This window comes from Megasphaera sp. DJF_B143, from assembly GCF_900320625.1.
In the GTDB taxonomy this organism is placed as follows: Bacteria; Bacillota; Negativicutes; order Veillonellales; family Megasphaeraceae; genus Megasphaera; species Megasphaera hexanoica.
In genome coordinates this window covers 1-18,243 of record NZ_ONTA01000113.1, presented here as the reverse complement: position 1 = coordinate 18,243, position 18,243 = coordinate 1, and the positions used below count along the sequence as shown (strand labels likewise).

Sequence of the window (18,243 nt, the reverse complement as noted above, 5' to 3'; positions counted from 1 at the left end):
ATGGCAGACAATAATAAGAGCGGTATCTTCAAAATCGCTATGAATCTGGTTTGCACGTGCCTCGTTTCCGGCTGTATCATCGGTCTCGTATTCTTCATTACCGGCCCGACGGCTGCAGCGAAAGCAGAACAGATGAAACAGGATTCCATGAAAGCCCTGGTCGATGCTGACCAGTTCGTTCCTGTTCCTGGTGAAACGGATACGTTCATCGCTCAGAAGGGCGGACAGAAAGTAGCGTATATCATTCCGACGGCTCCGAAAGGATATGGCGGACCGATCAAAATGCTGACCGCCGTTTCCATGGATGGCAAAGTCATCGATTATACGGTTCTCGAAGCCAATGAAACTCCGGGCCTCGGCGACAGAGGTGCTAAATCCCCGTTTAAAGACCAGTTCAAAGGCAAAAAAGCAGAAAATCTGGAAGTTACCAAAAATGCCTCTGAAAAGGATAAAATTCAGGCTATGACGGGTGCCACCATTTCTTCCCGGGCCTTTACAAAAGGCGTAAAAGAGGCTGTTGAAAAAGCAGCGCAGTTAGGGGGTAAATGATAATGAATCTTTGGAAAGTATTTACTAGAGGCATTATTGAAGAAAACCCGTACTTCGTCCTGGCCTTGAGCCTGTGCCCGGGCCTCGCCGTTACAACCAGTGTCGTCAATGGTCTGACTATGGGTTGTACAGTATGGTTCGTTATTACCGCCAACAACACGGTAGTTTCGATTATCCACAAATTGATTAACAAAAAAGTCCGTATCCCTGTATACATCACCTGTATTGCTACCATCGTAACGTGCGTACAGTTGTTCCTGCAGGCCTATGCTCCGGACCTGTATAAAGCTCTGGGCGTATACCTCGACCTGGTTGTCGTATTTGCTATCATCCTGGCACGTGCAGAATCGGTTGCTTCCAAAAACGGCGTCGTCGTTTCGTTCCTCGATGGTATGGGCATGGGCATCGGCTTTACGATTGCTATGTTCCTTATTTCCTTTATCCGTGAAATCCTTGGCAATGGCACCTTCTTTGGCATGCCGGTCTTTGGCGATGCTTATCAGCCTGCCCTGATCATGGCCCTGCCGCCGGGAGCTTTCATGCTCATCGGTTTCATCATGGCCGGTTTCAAAATCTGGAATAAGCATGTTGAAAGACAGAGACAATTGAAAGGGGTTGAAGGATAATGGGCGCATATTTTACGCTGTTTATCGGAGCTGTTCTGATTAACAACTTCGTATTGACCAAGTTCCTGGGCCTGTGTATCTTCTTCGGCGTTTCCAAGAACTTAAATGCATCCGTCGGGATGGGCTTTGCCGTAACGTCCGTCATTACCCTCAGTACAATCCTGGCCTGGCTGCTTTACACGCAGGTTCTCGTTCCACTTCATCTGGAATTCCTGCGTACGATTTCGTTCGTAATTCTGATTGCCAGTTTCGTGCAACTATTGGAAATTGTCATCAAGAAAGAATCTCCGACGCTGTATAACATGTGGGGGATTTACCTTATGCTGATTGCAACGAACTGTATCGTTCTGTCCGTTCCTGTTATCAGTGTTACCAACAATTACAACTTCGTTGAAAACATCGTATTCGCCGTTGGTGCCGGCCTTGGCTTTGCTCTGGCTCTGATCCTCATGGCCAGCTGCCGTGAAAAACTGGACTATGCAGATGTACCGGAACCGCTCAAGGGTACACCGATTGCCTTCGTTGTAGCTGGTATGCTGTCCCTGGCATTCCTCGGCTTTTCCGGTATGATATAACGGAGAAAAGGAGATGTACTAGATCATGGATTATACGTTAACCGCGATCATGGCTGTCGTCATTCTGACCTGCATTGGCCTCGTATTTGGCTTTGTCCTGGCCTCGGCAGATAAGAAGTTTGCCATGGAAGAAAATCCGCTCATCGGCGAAGTTAAAGAAGCACTGCCGCAAGGTCAGTGTGGTGCTTGTGGTTTTGCCGGTTGTGCAAAATATGCTGAAGCTGTCGTTCTCGATCCGGATGTTCCGCCCAACCTTTGCGTACCTGGCAAAGCAGCTGTTGCTGCTGTCGTAGCTAAACTGACAGGGAAAGTCGCCGAAGCAACGGAACCGAAATATGCCCACGTCAAATGCCGTGGCGGCAATGGCATTGCCAAACTTGCTTTTGAATACAAGGGCGTACATGACTGTGCTGCTGCCAAGCTGGTCCAGCAGGGTCCCAAGTTCTGTAAATTCGGCTGCCTTGGATTTGGCAACTGCGTACGCAGCTGTCCGTTCGGCGCTATGACCATGGGCGAAAATGGTCTGCCCCAGGTCAATAAAGACATCTGCACTGGCTGCGGCAAATGCGCCAGTGTCTGCCCGAACCATGTAATAGAATTGCTTCCTATCAGTGCAAAAGTAAGCGTAAGCTGCAGCTCCAAAGATTTTGGTGCACCGGCTATGAAGAACTGTAAAGCCCTCTGCCTGGGCTGCGGTTCCTGCATGCGCAACTGCTCGCATAAAGATGAAGAAGCCATCAAGATTATCGATCACCTCGCCGTTGTCAATCAGGATGTCTGCCACCATTGTGACAATGCTACCTGCCTGACCAAGTGCCCGACTGGTGCTATCGGTGAAATGATTAAAGGCGTCTATAAGAAAGAAGAAACGAAAGAAAACGTAGGTTAATATATGGATCTGAAACGCTATGCCCGTTATCTCAGCATGGCTGCGCTTTTGATCGTTATGAGCTGCTCCGGGTGTTCACTGCATCCGGAGCAGTCTTATAATAAGAGCACCATTGCCATGGATACGACGATTCAGCTGTGGGCAGAAGGAAAAGAAGCAAAAGAAGCCGTAGAAGAAGGGCTCGAACGGGTACATCAGCTCGATAGTCTGGCCAGTGCCCAAAATCCGGATAGTGATATAAGCCGCATCAATGCAGCGGCCGGTCAATCCTATGTCCAGGTAGACCCGTCAGTCTATGAAATGATTGCCATTGCCAAAGAATATTCGGAAAAGACCCAGGGGGCATGGGACATCAGTGTCGGTATCATCACAAAATTGTGGGATATCGGAAATGATGACCAGCATGTTCCGTCCGATGAAGAAATTGCATCGGCCCTGACTCACGTAAATTATAAGGATATCCTGCTCGAACCGGGAACTCACAGCGTCATGCTGGCGAAAGAAGGGATGTGCCTCGATCTGGGCGGTATCGCCAAGGGTTTTGCCGTCGATGAAGTTCGCAAGATTTATGAAGCCCACCACATTCAGAGCGGGCTCATCAACATGGGGGCCAGTTCTATGTATGCCGTCGGCAGGACGAGCAAGGATAAGCCATGGAAAATTGGTATCCGCCATCCCCGCAATGATTCTCCCGATACGTATCTGGGCATCGTTTCTATTGAGAATCAGGCCTTAGGCACTTCCGGGGATTATGAACGGTACTTCATCCAGGATGGCATCCGCTACCATCATATTTTTGATCCGCGGACCGGCCGACCAGCCCGTTCCGGCGTTATGAGTGATTCTGTCGTCATTGATGGAAAGGTTGATCATGCCGGTATGCTCAGTGACATGTTTACGACCATTATCTTTGTCCTTGGACCTGAAAAAGGGATGGAATTCCTTAAAAATCTGGATGGTGTAGAAGGCGAAATAACGGCGGAAGACGGCACTGTATACATGACGGAAGGGTTTAAGGACCATTTTTCTGATCTTAACGAGGACTTTCATCTGGTGAAGTAAATCCTGTATTCTGTGGATTTTCTCGTTATACGATTGATTATAAAGACATTCAATAAATTTTAAATTATATATTTACATTTCCTTTATAATGTAAGATAATATATGTATGCAGAAATCTTTTAATCTTGCATTAACTAACGTAAGGGGGATGTAACCTGAATGGATCATATTGACGAAAAAATCCTGACAATTCTTAAGAAGAATGGCAAGGCTTCAGCTACGGAAATCAGCAAAATAGTCGGCCTGTCTATACCGGCTGTTTCAGAACGAATCCGTAAAATGGAACACAATGGTATTATTGAAGGCTATGGGGCTAAAATCAGCCGCCGCAAGACGGGCTATAACGTCACGGCCTTTATTATGGTCAACCTGGAACGTTCCGGTGATGTGGAAGAATTCCGCCAGAAAGTTGTCGAATTTAACCAGGTATTGGAATGCCATCATGTGGTCGGTGCTTTTGACTACCTGCTGAAGGTATTGGTCAAGACACCGGACGATCTGGAACATTTCCTCATGGAAGAGCTCAATGAAATTCCGACGGTAGCTTCATCTCAGACATTCATGTGTCTTTCTACTTTGAAGGAAGAATGGAATGTCAATGTGCAGTGAAAAAAGAAACGGGCGTGCAAAGCAGTTTTGCTTTCGCACGCCCATTTCTTTTTATAGAGCTGATTTATTTATCTAATATGTTTCCGTCAAGGGAGATGGTAGCCACCTGCCAGGGAATGAACTTGCCACTCTGCTGCAAGGCTTTTTTGGCTGCCATTTCCAGTCCACCGCAGCAGGGAACTTCCATGCGGACGATAGTTACTTCTTTTATGTCATTGCTGCGGATGATTTCCGTCAACTTTTCTGAATAGTCGATGTCATCCAGTTTGGGGCAGCCGATAAGGGTGATACGGTTTTTGATGAAGTCTTCATGAAAACGGCCATAAGCATAGGCGGTGCAATCGGCGGCGATGAGGAGCCGGGCACCGTTAAAATATGGTGCATGGGCTGGTACCAGTTTGATTTGTACCGGCCATTGGCGCAACCGGGACAGGGACGGCTGGGATGATGCGCATCCAGAATCCTGGCCTGTAAGTACCTGGCTCTTCTGGCCGGGACAGACAGGCTGCTCCTGATGCAGTGTCTGCATGCGGCTTCCGGGGCAGCCCGTTCCGGTATAATGTGCTTTTTGGTGTTCCGCTACCGCCTGGGCATCATAGGGAGCCGCTTCACGTTCTTCAAAGGTAATGGCATCGGTCGGGCAATGGGGAAGACAGTCACCCAGGCCATCACAGTAGTCGTCCCGCAGCAGCGTGGCTTTGCCGTTTATCATGGCAATCGCTCCTTCGTGGCAGGCCCGGGCACAGGAGCCGCAGCCGTTACATTTATCCTGATTGATGTGAATGATTTTACGTTTCATTTGAATTTCCTCCTTAATACACAGGGTTTTATGATATACTTTTATTCAGAGTGCTTTTGTTTATATCATTAGTATAGTACAATAAGAAAGAAAAATCTGTTGTTATTCTAACAATGAGGTGCGAAATGAATCAAAATGTGACTGTATTAAAAAAATTGCCCTTATTTCTGGGAATTAACGAAAAGGAAATCGATGTACTCCTTAAAGATATGGGAAGCCGTGTACGTTCATACGATAAGGGAAATTTTATCTTTTATGCCGGTGATGAAGTGCATGCATTGGGCATTGTTCTACATGGTAGTGTCCATATTATACAAGAGGATTACTGGGGAAATCGTAATATACTGGCATATGTCCCTGCAGGAGGCATGTTTGCAGAAGCTTTTGCCAGTCTTCCCGATGCCCGTTCTGCCGTCGATGTCATGGCGGTAGAAAAAAGTGAAGTGCTGTTCATCAATCTCCGCCACATCCTGGGTGGACATACGACGCTGACGGAAAGTCAGAAAACATTGGCGGCCAATCTGCTGGCAGTATTGGCTGGAAAAAATCTTGTACTGACTGAAAAAATACGATACATGTCACAGCGTTCGACAAGGCAGAAACTGATGGCCTATTTATCACACGAAGCGAGAAAAAGAGGCAAGGATACGTTTTCCATCGAATTTAACCGGCAGCAGCTGGCAGATTTTTTATCCGTAGACCGGTCTGCCATGTCGGCTGAATTGGGCAGAATGAAGCGGGATGGCCTTATTGACTATAATAAAGAAACGTTTACCCTGTTCCATAGCTGATTTAGACGGGAAAGGGAACTGCCATATGGAAAAAAATCTGAATATTTCCGTTAGTTAGTGTATAATACTAATGAAAATATATAAAAAACGCATAGCATTAGAGTAACTTAATTGGAGGGGTACACATGAAAAAGAAAACTGCAGCCCTAGCGCTGGTTCTGTCCTGTTTAGTCAGTTCAGCATTTGCAGCAGATTATTCTCATTTGGTCATTATGCATACTAACGATACTCATGGATACGATCAGCGTGCCGATGGTGTCAACGGTATGGCAACCGTTGCGGCACTCAGAAAAGATTTTGAAGCCCAGGGAAAACAAGTATTACTGCTCGATGCAGGGGATGCAATCCAGGACAACAATCTGGTCAATCTGAGCAAAGGAAAAACGGCTATTGATTTCATGAATGCCGCCGGATACGATGCCATGGCCCTGGGCAATCATGAATTCGATTATGGGGCGGATGTCACACAACAGCGCATCAAGCAGGCTCATTTCCCCGTCATGTCAGCGAATATCATCGTAGACGCCACGGGAAAGCCGTTTACTCCGAAGACACATGCCATCCTTAAAAAAGGCAATCTGAACATTGGCGTATTTGGCCTGACGACCCCTTCGACGGTGACGACTTCCAACCCGAAAAGTACGCGGGGACTGACGTTCCTGGCTAAAGATAATATGTATACGGCTGCTCAAAAGGAAGTCAATGCATTAAAAGATGCAGACTGTGATCTGGTCATTGCCATCGGTCATCTGGGAAGTGCTCCCGATGCAGCGGGAGACCGGTCGGACGATGTGCTCAATCACGTTCAGGGAATTGACATTTTTATTGATGGCCATGATCATGTCATAAAAGACCGTACAGTAAACGGCACACTGTTAGCCGAAACGGGGGCACATCTGGCCAATATCGGTGTCATTCAACAGGTTGATGGGAAATGGAAAGAAGACCTGTATCCTTATGGACGATATAATAAGGAAGATCCTAAAGTAAAAGCTATAGTAGATAAGGCACAGGCCCGTATTACCAAGAAATTGGCCAGTGTGGTCGGCACAACGGCGATGACACTCGATGGCACACGCGCACCCGGCGTCCGGACTGAAGAAACGAATCTGGGTGATTTTCTGGCCGATGCCTTCCTGTGGCAGGTACGTCAGGCTACAGTGTTACAGCATGTCCGTGTTGATGGGGCTATCATGAATGGCGGCAGTATCCGTGCTTCTATCAACAAGGGAAAAATCACAGAAAATGATTTGCTGCTCGTCATGCCTTATCACAACTACCTCCAATATGTGACGATGAAAGGATCGACGTTATTGGAAATCCTGGAAGCCGCAACCTGTACGACCCCGAAAGCTATTGGTGCATTTCCGCAGGTAGCAGGGATTGAATACACCGTCGATACGCGGGTACCTTATGCCAAAGGGGACGTATATCCTCATTCCACCTATTATAGTCCGGCAAAACCGGGAAGCCGCGTGACCATTACAAAAGTAGGTGGCAAATCCTTCAACCCCGATGCGACGTATTGCATCGTCGTTCCCGATTATCTGACATCGGGTGGCGATACCTATTCTGCCTTGACAGATCCCGCTAAAGTAACGGTTGGTGATGTCGATTATCTCGATGTCGATGCTGCCCGCAATTATATCAAAGAAGCTCTGGGAGGAAACGTGGGAGATACGTATGCAAAACCACAGGGCCGTATTACGATTATTTAGACAAAAGGGAAAGAAGGATTCAGTATGGAAGCGAAAGAAATTCCTCAGCCCCATACCCAGCTGACCAAAGCCATTGACACGGATTCTGCCATTATCATGGGAGATCCTGCACGGGTAGATACGATTGCGAAATTGATGGATCATGTCGTTCCCTGGGCCTGTAACCGGGAATACAAATCCATTATTGGCATGTACAAGGGGAAAAAGATACTAGCTATGTCTACAGGAATCGGAGCACCGTCTGCGGGCATTGCCGTGGAAGAAATGCATAATGTCGGTATTAAACGGGTTATCCGCGTCGGTTCTGCCGGAGCCATGCAGCATGATATACCGCTAGGGCAGTTAGTGATTGCCGAAGGAGCTGTCCGCGATGATGGACTGTCCCGCAAGTATGTGCCGGAAATATATCCGGCCGTACCGTCCTTCCGGCTCCTGGCCCTGGCCCATACATATGCTCCAAAGGCCTGTTATGGCATTATCCGTTCGCACGATGGATTTTATATGGATGACAATGATAAGACCGAAGCGTTCTGGTCTGAAAAGGGCATTGTCGCCGATGATATGGAATCGGGGATTCTGATGATTATCGGCCGCTTGCGCCATATGGAAACATTGTCGATCCTGAATAATGTCGTCCTCTATCAGGGAGACCTGGCAGAAGGTGTCAATGATTTAGTGAATAGTGCCGATCTCGTGGCAAAGGGAGAACAGGACTCGCTCGTGACGGCTCTGCAGATCCTTTCTGATCCGGAAGGAGAAGCATAATATGGAAACAACACAGCATAATTGGTTTTATAGCCAGCTCTTTACCAACTGGAAGCGCTTTGAAGTTACCTATGTGGCCGTGCTGATTTTATTGCAGCTCGTCGTCTATGCCATCGCCCCCGACAGCATCGTCGGCATGATTTCCGGCGTAGCCGGAGTGCTTTGTCTGGTATACGGCATGAAAGGCCGTAAAATATCTTTTATCTTTGGCTTTGTACAATGCGTTGCCATGACATACATTGCCTGGATCAGCCATGCCTATGGGTCTTTTGCCATGGATATCGTCTATGTCATTTCCCAGCCGATAGGATGGTATATGTGGGGGCATCAGGAAACGACTCATTCGTTTCAACCGGGGACGCGGAAAAAAGTATTTATGGCAGCCTTCATTGCCTGGGCGGCCGGCTGGTTCGTCCTGGCCCAGGTAGGCGGCCAGCTGCCTTATTTTGATTCCATTAACTTCGTAGTCAGCTTTATAGCTCAGATTCTCTACATTCTGAAGTATAATGAAAACTGGTCTCTCTGGATTTTTGTCAATATTGCCAATTTTATTTATTGGACGATTTTATCGGTTCAGATGGTACTGGGGGACAACACGATTGGCACCCTGGGAGCCAACTTGTCCCAGGTGGCGTTACAGGCCGCTCTGTTGTTCAATGCCATCTATGCACAGAAAGTATGGTCCAGCGGTGAAGCCGATAATGAAGGCGGCGCAGCTTAAGATTACGTAATACACATATGATTCCGCTTAAAAAAGCAGTAGCATTACGCAAAAACGCGTAATGCTACTGCCTTTTTTACAATCACTTATTTCAGATGAGTCAAGATATGCCCCATCTTATTTTTCTTAGTTTCCAGATAGAATTCATCAAATTTCTGGGCCGGCATTTCAATGGGAACCCGTTCGACGATTTCCACGCCAAACCCTTCGAGACCGTAAATCTTGAGGGGATTATTGGTAAGGAGCCGTAATTCCCGGGCACCCAGGTCCTGGAGTATCTGGGCACCGATCCAGTATTCGCGGAGATCCGGGGCAAAGCCCAGTTTTTCGTTGGCTTCTACTGTGTCATACCCCTGTTCCTGCAAGGCATAGGCTTTGAGCTTATTGATGAGGCCGATGCCGCGTCCTTCCTGGCGCATATACAGGAGGATGCCCCGCCCTTCCTTATTGATCTGCGTCAGGGCGGCGGCCAGCTGTTCACCGCAGTCGCAGCGGCAGGAACCGAAGACATCACCGGTCAGGCATTCCGAATGGACCCGGCAGAGGAGATTTTTGCCATCGCCGATTTCGCCTTTGACGAGGGCGACATGGTGTTCCCCGGTCAGGTCATTGATATAACCGTAAATCTTGAATTCGCCGTATTTGGTAGGCATCTTTGCCGTAGCTTCCCGCACGACGTGTTTGTCATGACGACGGCAGTAATTCTGCAGATCGTGGATGGAGACGAAAGTCAGGTGGTGAGTGCGGGCCAGTTCCCAAAGTGCCTTGGATTGCATGATTTCGCCGCGTTCATCGAGGATTTCGCAGCATACGCCGACTTGCTTCAGCCCGGCCAGGCGCAACAGGTCCAATGTGGCTTCCGTGTGGCCGTTGCGCATGAGGACACCGCCCTTGACGCCGGTCAGGGGAAATACATGTCCCGGCCGGGTAAAATCATCAGCTGAGATAGAATCTGTCGCGGCTTTCTGGATAGTACGGGCCCGGTCTTCTGCCGTGATACCCGAATCTGTATCTTTATAGTCGATAGAAACGGTAAAAGCCGTATGGTTGTTGTTGGTGTTTTCGCCTACCATAGGGAACAAGCCCAGCTTATGGGCATATTCCTGACTGACGGGCAGGCAGATGAGTCCCTTGCCATGATTCATCATGAAATTGACGTTTTCCGGGGTGCAGTACTGGGCAGCGCAGATGAAGTTGGCTTCATCTTCCCGTTCGGGATCGTCGGCAACCATGACGATATGACCAGACTGCAATTCCTGGATTGCTTCTTCAATCGTATTATATGTTTGTTCTTTTGTATCCATCAGAAACCTCCTGTATATAATTAAAAGCCCTGTTGCACTATGCATGCACAGGGCTTTATGACAATAAGAATACACATACACTATCATCATATCTTCTCTCATCCAGACTCTACTGTCGGTTTTGGAATTTCACCAAATCGTACACTGCGTGTTCGCGGACTGTCACCGCCGGTCGGGGATTGCGCCCTGCCCTGAAGATTATTCTATTATACCTGCAAATAGAAAGGAAGTAAAGAGACACCTTTCAGGTATTCATTCCACATCAAAGATTTTACCGGGATTGAGGATGTTGTTTGGATCGAGCGCTTTTTTTACGGCCCGCATCATGGCCAGTTCGTCGGGATTGGTGAATTCTTCCATCAATGCCTTGCGTTTGCTGCCAATTCCGTGTTCACCAGACAGACGGCCACCCAGCTGATAAATGAAACGATACAGCTCCTGCTGATTTTCCGAAACTTTTTCTTCCCATTGTTCGTATGTGAGGTCCTCGTTTTTCAAAATGTTCAAATGAATATTGCCATCTCCGGCATGGCTGGCGATGCGTGTGATGAGGCCATATTTCCGGGCCAGTTCCAGAATCCGGGCCAGAAGCCGCGGCTCCTGATCGACAGGGACGACGACGTCTTCCTTACATACGATAAGGCTTTCGGCACGTACCGCTTCGGCAAAGGCCTTGCGGGCCTGCCAGATCCGGGCCGGGTCGGCGACCAGTACGGAAGAAGCACCACTGGCCGTGCACAGTTCGTCGAGGACGATGGCTTTATCATCGAGGTCGTCTTCACTCGTGCCTTCTACTTCCACAATCAGATAATTGCCCGTATCGCTGCCTTGGAGCGTTTCGTTCAGATAGCGTTCTACGGATTTGATGGTGATGTTGTCCATAAACTCAACGCACGTCGGCGTTATGCCGGCTTTTATGATTTTATTGACGACGCCGATGGACGCTGCTGTGTCGTCGAACACGGCGAGAAGGTCCAGCTTGTACCGGGGTTTGGGGAGTAATTTCAACGTGGCTTTGGTGATGATGCCCAGTGTTCCTTCTGATCCGATGACCAGCTGATCCAGACAATATCCCGTCGATTGCTTCTGCAGGCGGGCACCGAGCTGTACAATCCGTCCCGTAGGATTTACGATTTCAATGGAATAGACCTGATGCCGCGTTGTCCCGTATTTTACGGCCCGGTTGCCACCGGCATTGGTCGCGATGTTTCCGCCGATGAAACAGGAATCGCCGCTGCAGGGGTCGCCGGCATAGAATAATCCTTTTTCTTCAGCGGCTTTTTGCAAATCTGACGTGCGCACACCCGGTTCAACGACTGCGTACAGGCTGTCTGTATTGATTTCCAGGATATGGTTCATTTTTTCCAGTGACAATACGATGCCTCCATAGATGGGAACAGCTCCGCAGGCCAGCCCTGTTCCGGCACCGCGGGGAACGACAGGGAAATGATACTCGTTGGCCAGCTGTACGATGGCCGCGGCCTGTTGGGCTGATTCGGCAAATACGACGGCTTCCGGCATATGGTGGTATGCCGGATCGGTTACTTCGTCATGGCTGTATGGCTGCATGGCGTCAGTCTCTGTAAGGACATTTTTGCTGCCGGCAATTTCTTTCAGCCTGGTCAGTATTTCATCGTTTATCGGTGTATATGGCATAACGTAGCCTCCTTTTCGAATACATATGTCTATTATAGGAGAGATTCTCCTATTTTAAAAGGGGATAATCTCTAAGAAATGGGCCCTTTTCGTCAGCCACATTACGGCATTTCCCTTTAAATATCGGGAAAAGGCTTTATCTTGTAGTCATTTCAAGGTATACTATAAGTTAAGATTTTTTTAATCTGAAAAGGAGCTGAGACATGACGGTGAAACGTACAGGACGACCGCGCCTATCCGGGCAGGGCAGGAGACGGAACGTCCGCCGCAGGAAAAAGGCGGGCTGGTCTGCTTATAAGCGGATTGTCGTGGCTATTTTGATTTTTGGCGGCCTGTTTCTCGGTTCCAAGATATATGAGTTATGGCAGATTCATCAGGATATGACGATAACGGTCAACCAGGAACGGGAATTGACTGAAGAAAACCAGAAACTGCATGAAGAAAAAGACCGGCTGTCTTCACCGGAAGAAATCATGCGGCAGGCGCGGGAACAGTTCGGACTGGCAAAGCCGGGTGAAATCCCATACCGTCGCTGATGGGGCGGAAAGGCAGTAGAAAGCATAATTTACGATTGAATTTTTTAATGTTTATTAGTATAATGTGTGTAAACGCTATTTGCGACGCGTGTCTATAGTTAAAGGAGGATGTCTTAGCAGCATGACAATCGAAGTAGGCAGTGTATTGGAAGGAACTGTTACAGGAATAACCAAGTTCGGTGCATTTGTCGAACTGCCGGATAAAAAAATTGGTCTCGTCCATATTTCTGAAGTAGCAAATGAATATGTAAAAGATGTTCATGATTTCCTGAAAGTTCAGGATAAGGTACATGTCAAGGTATTATCTATTGATGAAAAAGGGAAGATCGGCCTGTCTATCAAGCGGACACAGCCGGCTCCGGAAAAGAAAGAGTTTCATTCCAAGCGGGAATTTCACCACCACAATGGCGGGTTTGACATGAACCGCCGCGCTCCCCAGTCTCTGTCCTTTGAAGATCGGCTGAGCAGATTTTTGAAAGAAAGCGATGAACGGTTGATGGATCTGAAACGCAATACTGAATCGAAACGCGGCGGCCGCGGTGCCCGGCATGCTGATTAATTCCGTATCCAGGAAGGTATGGAGGGAAAAGAGTATTCCGACAGGGAATGCTCTTTTTGTTTCTTCCTGTTATGCGAAAAGGAGCAGTTATGGAACATGATGTATATGCCGTTATCGATATCGGATCAAATTCTCTCCGCTTCATGCGGGGAAAAAGAGACCGGGACGGACAATGGCATTTTTCAAAAAAAGAATTAGTGACGACCCGTCTGGGAAAAGACGTATCCAGGACCGGCCGTTTGTCCAGCGAAGGAGTAGAGGCCTCGCTGGAAGCTATGCGGCAGTGGAACGATGCGTACCCGGATCTGTGCGTTTGCGCCGTAGCGACGAGTGCCGTGCGGGAAGCTTCGGACGGACAGGCATTCCTGGCGGAAGTACGGGCCCGCTTTGGCTGGCACTGCCGTATTCTCAGCGGGCTGGAAGAAGCCTCGTTCAGCTATCGCGGAGCGGCAGGCAGTGCGCTGCCCGGAATGGTCGTGGCAGTCCTCGATATAGGGGGCGGCAGCAGTGAAATGGCACTGGGAAAAGAGGGAAGGAGCCTCTGGTCGCATAGTTACCCCATGGGGGCCGTGCGGTTTTGTCAGGACGTATCCGGTCCGGCGGCATGTGACGCGCTGGAACGGCGCTGCCGCAATCAGTGGCTGCCCATACCGGCTGTTCCTGACCGGCTGCTGGGCGTGGGCGGCACGCTTACGTCACTGGCAGCTATGGAACTGGGACTGGATCCCTATGATGCGGACCGGGTAGAAGGCACTGTCATTACCCGGGATTGTCTGTCAGGCTGGATTGACATACTGAAACGTATGACGCCGGAGGAACGGCGTCATATAAAAGGACTGCAGCCACGGCGCAGCGATATCATCCTGCCCGGTCTGCTTATAGCCCGTTCGTGCCTTTGCCATTATGATATTCCGGAAATCCAGATCAGTGAAAAAGATCTCATGGAAGGTATTTTTTACAGCCAGGCGTTCCAGGATGCGGCCTGGCGGAACCGATGAAGTCCACGGCCGGACGCCTCCGGGATAAAGTAGAGTCATTCTGCCGGCATGAACAGCTGTTCCTGCCGGGTGATCACCTGCTCATTGCCTGTTCCGGCGGGCCGGACTCGCTGACCTTGCTTGATGTGCTGGCATCTCTGCGCCGTGCGTGGAATCTGACGCTGACCGTGTGTTATGTGCATCACGGCATCCGCCGGGCGGCTGATGATGAGGTTCCGGTAGTACGGAAGGCGGCAGAAGAACGGGGCTGTGGTTTCATGTGGGAATTTGTCGATGTGCCCCACGTTGCGGCGGTGACGCATCAGAGTCTGGAGACGGCCGGAAGGACGGAACGCTACCGCATTCTACGGCAATGTGCAGCACGATGCCAAGCTTCGGCAATTGCTGTAGCACATCAGCAGAACGATCAGGCCGAAACGGTGTTGCAGCACCTGTTGCGCGGCAGCGGCCTTCAGGGCCTGGGCGGAATCCGACCTAAAAATGGCGACATCATCCGGCCCCTTCTGGCCTTGACACGGCGGGATATAGAAGATTATATTAAAGAACGGGGACTGGTTCCCTGCGAAGACGAAACCAATCAGAGCCGGGAATACGGGCGGAACCGCATCCGCCTGGAACTGATACCACAACTGGAGAAATATAATCCGGCAGTCATAGCCGATTTGAACAGGCTGGCCGTGCTGGCCGGTGCCGACGAGGAATTTCTTTCCCGCCAGACGGAACAACGGGCTGCTTCTCTGGTGCAGGAAGACCAGAAGGGCGCCAGTATCGAAAAGAAGGCCCTGCTGTTACAGCCACTGGCTATGCAGCGACGCCTTATCCGGTATTTGTTTTCCCGTGTGCTCCAAAGTTTTCATGATGTGCCATTCCACTATACGGAAACCGTCCGCCAGCTGGCTGCAAAAGGTGCCGGTCATTGCTTTGAAGGGCTGGGCCTCTGTGTATATACGACAAAAGAACAATTGTGTTTTACCCGTGCTGCCCGGGGGGCATTTAAAAAGCGGCAGCATCATTGATTCATATTCAGGAGGAAAATCATGCATAGTGACGTAAAGCAAGTTTTATTTACAGAAGAACAGATCAAGGCCCGCGTACGCGAATTAGGCGCGCAGATAACGAATGACTATAAGGGGAAAAATATATTGCTTTGTGGCATTTTAAAGGGGGCCGTCACATTCTTTACCGATCTGGCCCGCTGTATCGATGGTCCTGTTGAATTTGATTTCATGGTCTGCTCCAGTTATGGCGCTTCGACGACTTCTTCGGGCTTTGTCAAGATCCGTAAAGACCTGGACAGTGATGTCAGGGGCCGGGATATCCTCATCGTCGAAGATATCATAGATACGGGGGTTACGCTCAGCAAATTGAAACCCCTTCTCCTGGAACGGGGGGCCGCTTCCGTAAAGATTGCGACGCTGCTCAGCAAGCCGTCGCGCCGGAAAGTAGATATCCCTGTCGATTATAATGGATTTGAAATCCCCGACGCTTTTGTCGTAGGATATGGACTGGACTATAACAGCCGCTATCGGAATCTTCCGTATATTGGCGTATTGAAAGAAGAAGTGTACAGTCATTAAAAAATGTTGTTGCTTTCCTTAAAGTGTGATAATATAAGAATATATTTGGTTACTTCTCTCTCCTTGCGGCAGGGATGAACCTGTATATTCATAAAAACGTGCGCGAAAGGAGCAGTATTTTGAGTAAATTTGTGCGGAATGTAAGCCTTTACTTACTTATTATTATCGTTGCCGTCTCCATCATAGATGCTTTTACGACTAATAAGTCAGACAAGTCCGAAATCACGTATACGAATTTCATGAATCAGGTCCAGCAGAAGAAAGTAGATGCTGTACAGATTACGGATGATCATGCCATCGTCGGTCAGTTGAAAGATGGTACGTCCTTCACTTCCTATGCACCGACTGATTCGGCCTTGCTGCCGGCACTTCGGGATGCCGATGTCAATATCATTGCCAAGCCGCCTGAACAGCCTTCCTGGTGGATGAGCATGCTTAGCAACGTGCTGCCAATCCTGATCCTGATTGGTGTGTGGTTCTTCATCATGCAGCAGACACAGGGCGGTGGCGGCCGGGTCATGAATTTTGGTAAAAGTCATGCCAAAATGCATGGAGAAGGAAAAATCAAGGTTTCCTTCAAAGACGTTGCCGGTGAAGATGAAGCTAAGGAAGAGCTGTCAGAAATCGTCGAGTTCCTGCGCAACCCGAGCAAATATAACAATATCGGCGCTAAGATTCCGAAAGGGGTTCTTCTTTTCGGACCTCCCGGGACGGGTAAGACGCTGCTTGCCCGTGCTGTTGCCGGGGAAGCAGGCGTGCCGTTTTTCAGCATCAGCGGTTCGGACTTTGTAGAAATGTTCGTCGGCGTCGGTGCGTCCCGTGTACGTGACCTGTTTTCCCAGGCCAAGAAAAATGCCCCCTGCATCGTCTTCATCGATGAAATCGATGCCGTAGGCCGTCAGCGTGGTGCTGGCCTCGGCGGTGGACATGATGAACGGGAACAGACACTGAATCAGCTGCTGGTCGAAATGGACGGGTTTGGCGCCAATGAAGGAATTATTACCATCGCCGCGACGAACCGTCCGGATATCCTTGACCCGGCATTGCTCCGTCCTGGCCGGTTTGACCGTCAGATTACTGTAGACCGTCCGGATCTGCGGGGACGGATTGCCATCCTGAAAGTACATGCCAAGGGGAAACCGTTGGGTAAGGACGTCGATCTGGAAACGATTGCCAAGAAAACACCGGGATTTACCGGGGCCGACCTGGGCAACCTGCTCAATGAAGCGGCTCTCCTGGCCGCACGTCAGGATAAGAAAGTCATCAATATGCCGGAACTGGAAGAAGCCAGTGAAAAAGTATGCTTCGGTCCGGAACGGCGCAGTCATGTCATCAGCGAAAAGGAAAAACGCCTTACGGCTGTACATGAATCAGGCCATGCGCTCATTGCCTATCTGCTGCCTGATGCCGATCCGGTCCATAAGGTCACGATTATTCCCCGCGGCCGTGCGGGCGGATATACGATGATGCTTCCGGAAGAAGACCGGTCTTACGAAACGAAGTCATACTATCTGGCTCAAATCCGCGTCGCCCTGGGTGGCCGGGCTGCAGAACAGATTGTATTCAACGAAATCAGCAGCGGTGCATCGGGTGATCTTCAGAGCGTTACCCGTATTGTCCGCCAGATGATTACCCGCCTGGGCATGAGCAGCAAGCTGGGGCCTATGGTATTCGGGGAACAGCAGGAACAGGTGTTCCTGGGTAAGAACCTTGGCCACGAACGCAATTACGGTGAACGCGTAGCCGAACTGATCGATAAGGAAATGCATGATATAGTTTCCGAAGCCTATGCAGATACACTCCGCATCCTGCGGGAACATCTCGATGCCCTGAAGAGCATGGCAAATGCGCTGATGGAAGTAGAAACAATCAACAGTGTGCAGGTAAAAAACCTCGTCGAATACGGTACACTGGATGCACCTGAACCGGAAACGGCTGATACAGATGCGGCCCAGAGTGCAGGCACAGAAACACAGGAAGCAGGTCAGACTGCACCGGAACCTCTGGCCGATTCCAAGCCAGACGATAATAAAACGGAAACGCCGTCTGGTTCTGTAGAAGTCAGCCCCTGGGGAAATACACTGAATAAAAAAGATGAATAAATAAAATAAAGCTGCAGCTATAGTTGCAGCTTTATTTTATAGAAATTGCTAGAGCGATTTGTTTATTAACATATCTTAAAGTTTTATCGATTACGTAATTTTATGGTATTGACAGTAAAAACTATTATGCTACAATTGCAGTAGGAAATAAAACTGGGTTGCATCCCCGCTGTATCGGACAGGGGAAAGGAGGAACGAATTTGAGACAGGATATCTTGGATTATTTACTGGAACATAAAGGTGAATTTGTATCAGGACAAAAAATATCAGATATGTTCGGCATATCCCGCACCGCTGTCTGGAAGCATATCCGCGTCCTGAAACAGCGCGGATATGTCATAGAATCATTTACAAAAAAAGGGTATTGCCTGAAGGAAGCACCGGAACTCCTGCATCCTGATGCCGTT

20 protein-coding genes and 1 riboswitch are annotated in these 18,243 nt (G+C 49.1%); of the genes, 17 read left to right on the top strand and 3 right to left on the bottom strand.

Annotation, left to right across the window (positions count from 1 at the left end; genetic code table 11):
* From DBO31_RS03360 to DBO31_RS03335, 6 genes are all read left to right on the top strand, one after another.
* Positions 1 to 549: an RnfABCDGE type electron transport complex subunit G gene (locus tag DBO31_RS03360; protein WP_059076693.1), complete on the top strand. Its 549-nt coding sequence runs from the start codon at positions 1 to 3 to the stop codon at positions 547 to 549.
* A 2-nt stretch (positions 550 to 551) separates the two neighbouring features.
* Positions 552 to 1,175, top strand: a complete 624-nt coding sequence (gene rsxE / locus DBO31_RS03355) for an electron transport complex subunit RsxE (RefSeq protein WP_059076694.1) — start codon at positions 552 to 554, stop codon at positions 1,173 to 1,175.
* The gene (locus tag DBO31_RS03350; RefSeq protein ID WP_059076695.1) at positions 1,175 to 1,750 is read left to right on the top strand and encodes an electron transport complex protein RnfA; all 576 of its coding nucleotides are present in this window, start codon (positions 1,175 to 1,177) and stop codon (positions 1,748 to 1,750) included. Before rsxE ends, DBO31_RS03350 begins: the two co-directional genes overlap by 1 nt.
* 25 nt (positions 1,751 to 1,775) lie before the next feature.
* Positions 1,776 to 2,639, top strand: coding sequence for an RnfABCDGE type electron transport complex subunit B (rnfB, locus tag DBO31_RS03345; protein ID WP_059076696.1), 864 nt, complete (start codon positions 1,776 to 1,778; stop codon positions 2,637 to 2,639).
* Positions 2,640 to 2,756: 117 nt separating this feature from the next.
* Entirely contained in the window at positions 2,757 to 3,701 is a 945-nt protein-coding gene (locus DBO31_RS03340; protein WP_150824441.1) for an FAD:protein FMN transferase, read from the top strand.
* Positions 3,702 to 3,860: 159 nt separating this feature from the next.
* Entirely contained in the window at positions 3,861 to 4,310 is a 450-nt protein-coding gene (locus DBO31_RS03335) for an Lrp/AsnC family transcriptional regulator (protein WP_059076698.1), read from the top strand.
* A gap of 64 nt (positions 4,311 to 4,374) precedes the next feature.
* Here DBO31_RS03335 and DBO31_RS03330 read toward each other — a convergent pair whose 3' ends face one another.
* Positions 4,375 to 5,109 (bottom strand): ATP-binding protein, encoded by a 735-nt coding sequence (locus tag DBO31_RS03330; RefSeq protein WP_150824438.1) that lies wholly within the window; start codon positions 5,107 to 5,109, stop codon positions 4,375 to 4,377.
* A 125-nt stretch (positions 5,110 to 5,234) separates the two neighbouring features.
* Between DBO31_RS03330 and DBO31_RS03325 the strand changes: the two genes are divergently transcribed.
* The 4 genes from DBO31_RS03325 (at position 5,235) to pnuC (ending at position 9,104) form a co-directional block, all read left to right on the top strand.
* Entirely contained in the window at positions 5,235 to 5,900 is a 666-nt protein-coding gene (locus tag DBO31_RS03325; RefSeq protein WP_150824437.1) for a Crp/Fnr family transcriptional regulator, read from the top strand.
* 125 nt (positions 5,901 to 6,025) lie between these two features.
* Entirely contained in the window at positions 6,026 to 7,618 is a 1,593-nt protein-coding gene (locus tag DBO31_RS03320) for a bifunctional UDP-sugar hydrolase/5'-nucleotidase (protein ID WP_059076701.1), read from the top strand.
* A 24-nt stretch (positions 7,619 to 7,642) separates the two neighbouring features.
* Positions 7,643 to 8,383, top strand: a complete 741-nt coding sequence (locus DBO31_RS03315; RefSeq protein WP_059076702.1) for a nucleoside phosphorylase — start codon at positions 7,643 to 7,645, stop codon at positions 8,381 to 8,383.
* 1 nt (position 8,384) lies between these two features.
* Complete coding sequence (gene pnuC, locus DBO31_RS03310; protein ID WP_059076703.1) at positions 8,385 to 9,104, top strand: nicotinamide riboside transporter PnuC; 720 nt, start codon at positions 8,385 to 8,387, stop codon at positions 9,102 to 9,104.
* An 86-nt stretch (positions 9,105 to 9,190) separates the two neighbouring features.
* On the opposite strand, the gene DBO31_RS03305 is transcribed toward pnuC, so the two are convergent.
* Positions 9,191 to 10,408, bottom strand: coding sequence for a bifunctional 3,4-dihydroxy-2-butanone-4-phosphate synthase/GTP cyclohydrolase II (locus tag DBO31_RS03305; protein WP_150824436.1), 1,218 nt, complete (start codon positions 10,406 to 10,408; stop codon positions 9,191 to 9,193).
* Between the two features lie 86 nt (positions 10,409 to 10,494).
* Positions 10,495 to 10,611: riboswitch (FMN riboswitch) on the bottom strand.
* Between the two features lie 49 nt (positions 10,612 to 10,660).
* Entirely contained in the window at positions 10,661 to 12,064 is a 1,404-nt protein-coding gene (locus DBO31_RS03300; RefSeq protein ID WP_059076705.1) for an FAD-binding oxidoreductase, read from the bottom strand.
* Between the two features lie 203 nt (positions 12,065 to 12,267).
* On the opposite strand from DBO31_RS03300, the gene DBO31_RS03295 reads away from it, so the two are divergent.
* From DBO31_RS03295 to DBO31_RS03265, 7 genes are all read left to right on the top strand, one after another.
* The gene (locus DBO31_RS03295; protein WP_059076706.1) at positions 12,268 to 12,600 is read left to right on the top strand and encodes a septum formation initiator family protein; all 333 of its coding nucleotides are present in this window, start codon (positions 12,268 to 12,270) and stop codon (positions 12,598 to 12,600) included.
* A 121-nt stretch (positions 12,601 to 12,721) separates the two neighbouring features.
* Complete coding sequence (locus tag DBO31_RS03290) at positions 12,722 to 13,159, top strand: S1 domain-containing RNA-binding protein (protein ID WP_059076707.1); 438 nt, start codon at positions 12,722 to 12,724, stop codon at positions 13,157 to 13,159.
* Positions 13,160 to 13,248: 89 nt separating this feature from the next.
* Positions 13,249 to 14,157 (top strand): Ppx/GppA family phosphatase, encoded by a 909-nt coding sequence (locus DBO31_RS03285; RefSeq protein ID WP_150824435.1) that lies wholly within the window; start codon positions 13,249 to 13,251, stop codon positions 14,155 to 14,157.
* Positions 14,154 to 15,173 (top strand): tRNA lysidine(34) synthetase TilS, encoded by a 1,020-nt coding sequence (tilS, locus tag DBO31_RS03280; protein ID WP_113855426.1) that lies wholly within the window; start codon positions 14,154 to 14,156, stop codon positions 15,171 to 15,173. The genes DBO31_RS03285 and tilS overlap by 4 nt, the downstream gene beginning before the upstream one ends.
* A gap of 21 nt (positions 15,174 to 15,194) precedes the next feature.
* Positions 15,195 to 15,734 (top strand): hypoxanthine phosphoribosyltransferase, encoded by a 540-nt coding sequence (hpt, locus tag DBO31_RS03275; protein WP_059076710.1) that lies wholly within the window; start codon positions 15,195 to 15,197, stop codon positions 15,732 to 15,734.
* Between the two features lie 119 nt (positions 15,735 to 15,853).
* Positions 15,854 to 17,836, top strand: coding sequence for an ATP-dependent zinc metalloprotease FtsH (gene ftsH, locus DBO31_RS03270; protein ID WP_277345551.1), 1,983 nt, complete (start codon positions 15,854 to 15,856; stop codon positions 17,834 to 17,836).
* A gap of 200 nt (positions 17,837 to 18,036) precedes the next feature.
* On the top strand, positions 18,037 to 18,243 hold a 207-nt coding region (locus DBO31_RS03265; RefSeq protein WP_150824434.1), incomplete at its 3' end, for a biotin operon repressor.

Bases quoted from the DNA above. Each gene is read 5' to 3' on its own strand.
- DBO31_RS03360 (WP_059076693.1), top strand. From the start codon at position 1: ATGGCAGACAATAATAAGAGCGGTATCTTCAAAATCGCTATGAATCTG.
- rsxE (WP_059076694.1), top strand. From the start codon at position 552: ATGAATCTTTGGAAAGTATTTACTAGAGGCATTATTGAAGAAAACCCG.
- DBO31_RS03350 (WP_059076695.1), top strand. From the start codon at position 1,175: ATGGGCGCATATTTTACGCTGTTTATCGGAGCTGTTCTGATTAACAAC.
- rnfB (WP_059076696.1), top strand. From the start codon at position 1,776: ATGGATTATACGTTAACCGCGATCATGGCTGTCGTCATTCTGACCTGC.
- DBO31_RS03340 (WP_150824441.1), top strand. From the start codon at position 2,757: ATGGATACGACGATTCAGCTGTGGGCAGAAGGAAAAGAAGCAAAAGAA.
- DBO31_RS03335 (WP_059076698.1), top strand. From the start codon at position 3,861: ATGGATCATATTGACGAAAAAATCCTGACAATTCTTAAGAAGAATGGC.
- DBO31_RS03330 (WP_150824438.1), bottom strand. From the start codon at position 5,109: ATGAAACGTAAAATCATTCACATCAATCAGGATAAATGTAACGGCTGC.
- DBO31_RS03325 (WP_150824437.1), top strand. From the start codon at position 5,235: ATGAATCAAAATGTGACTGTATTAAAAAAATTGCCCTTATTTCTGGGA.
- DBO31_RS03320 (WP_059076701.1), top strand. From the start codon at position 6,026: ATGAAAAAGAAAACTGCAGCCCTAGCGCTGGTTCTGTCCTGTTTAGTC.
- DBO31_RS03315 (WP_059076702.1), top strand. From the start codon at position 7,643: ATGGAAGCGAAAGAAATTCCTCAGCCCCATACCCAGCTGACCAAAGCC.
- pnuC (WP_059076703.1), top strand. From the start codon at position 8,385: ATGGAAACAACACAGCATAATTGGTTTTATAGCCAGCTCTTTACCAAC.
- DBO31_RS03305 (WP_150824436.1), bottom strand. From the start codon at position 10,408: ATGGATACAAAAGAACAAACATATAATACGATTGAAGAAGCAATCCAG.
- DBO31_RS03300 (WP_059076705.1), bottom strand. From the start codon at position 12,064: ATGCCATATACACCGATAAACGATGAAATACTGACCAGGCTGAAAGAA.
- DBO31_RS03295 (WP_059076706.1), top strand. From the start codon at position 12,268: ATGACGGTGAAACGTACAGGACGACCGCGCCTATCCGGGCAGGGCAGG.
- DBO31_RS03290 (WP_059076707.1), top strand. From the start codon at position 12,722: ATGACAATCGAAGTAGGCAGTGTATTGGAAGGAACTGTTACAGGAATA.
- DBO31_RS03285 (WP_150824435.1), top strand. From the start codon at position 13,249: ATGGAACATGATGTATATGCCGTTATCGATATCGGATCAAATTCTCTC.
- tilS (WP_113855426.1), top strand. From the start codon at position 14,154: ATGAAGTCCACGGCCGGACGCCTCCGGGATAAAGTAGAGTCATTCTGC.
- hpt (WP_059076710.1), top strand. From the start codon at position 15,195: ATGCATAGTGACGTAAAGCAAGTTTTATTTACAGAAGAACAGATCAAG.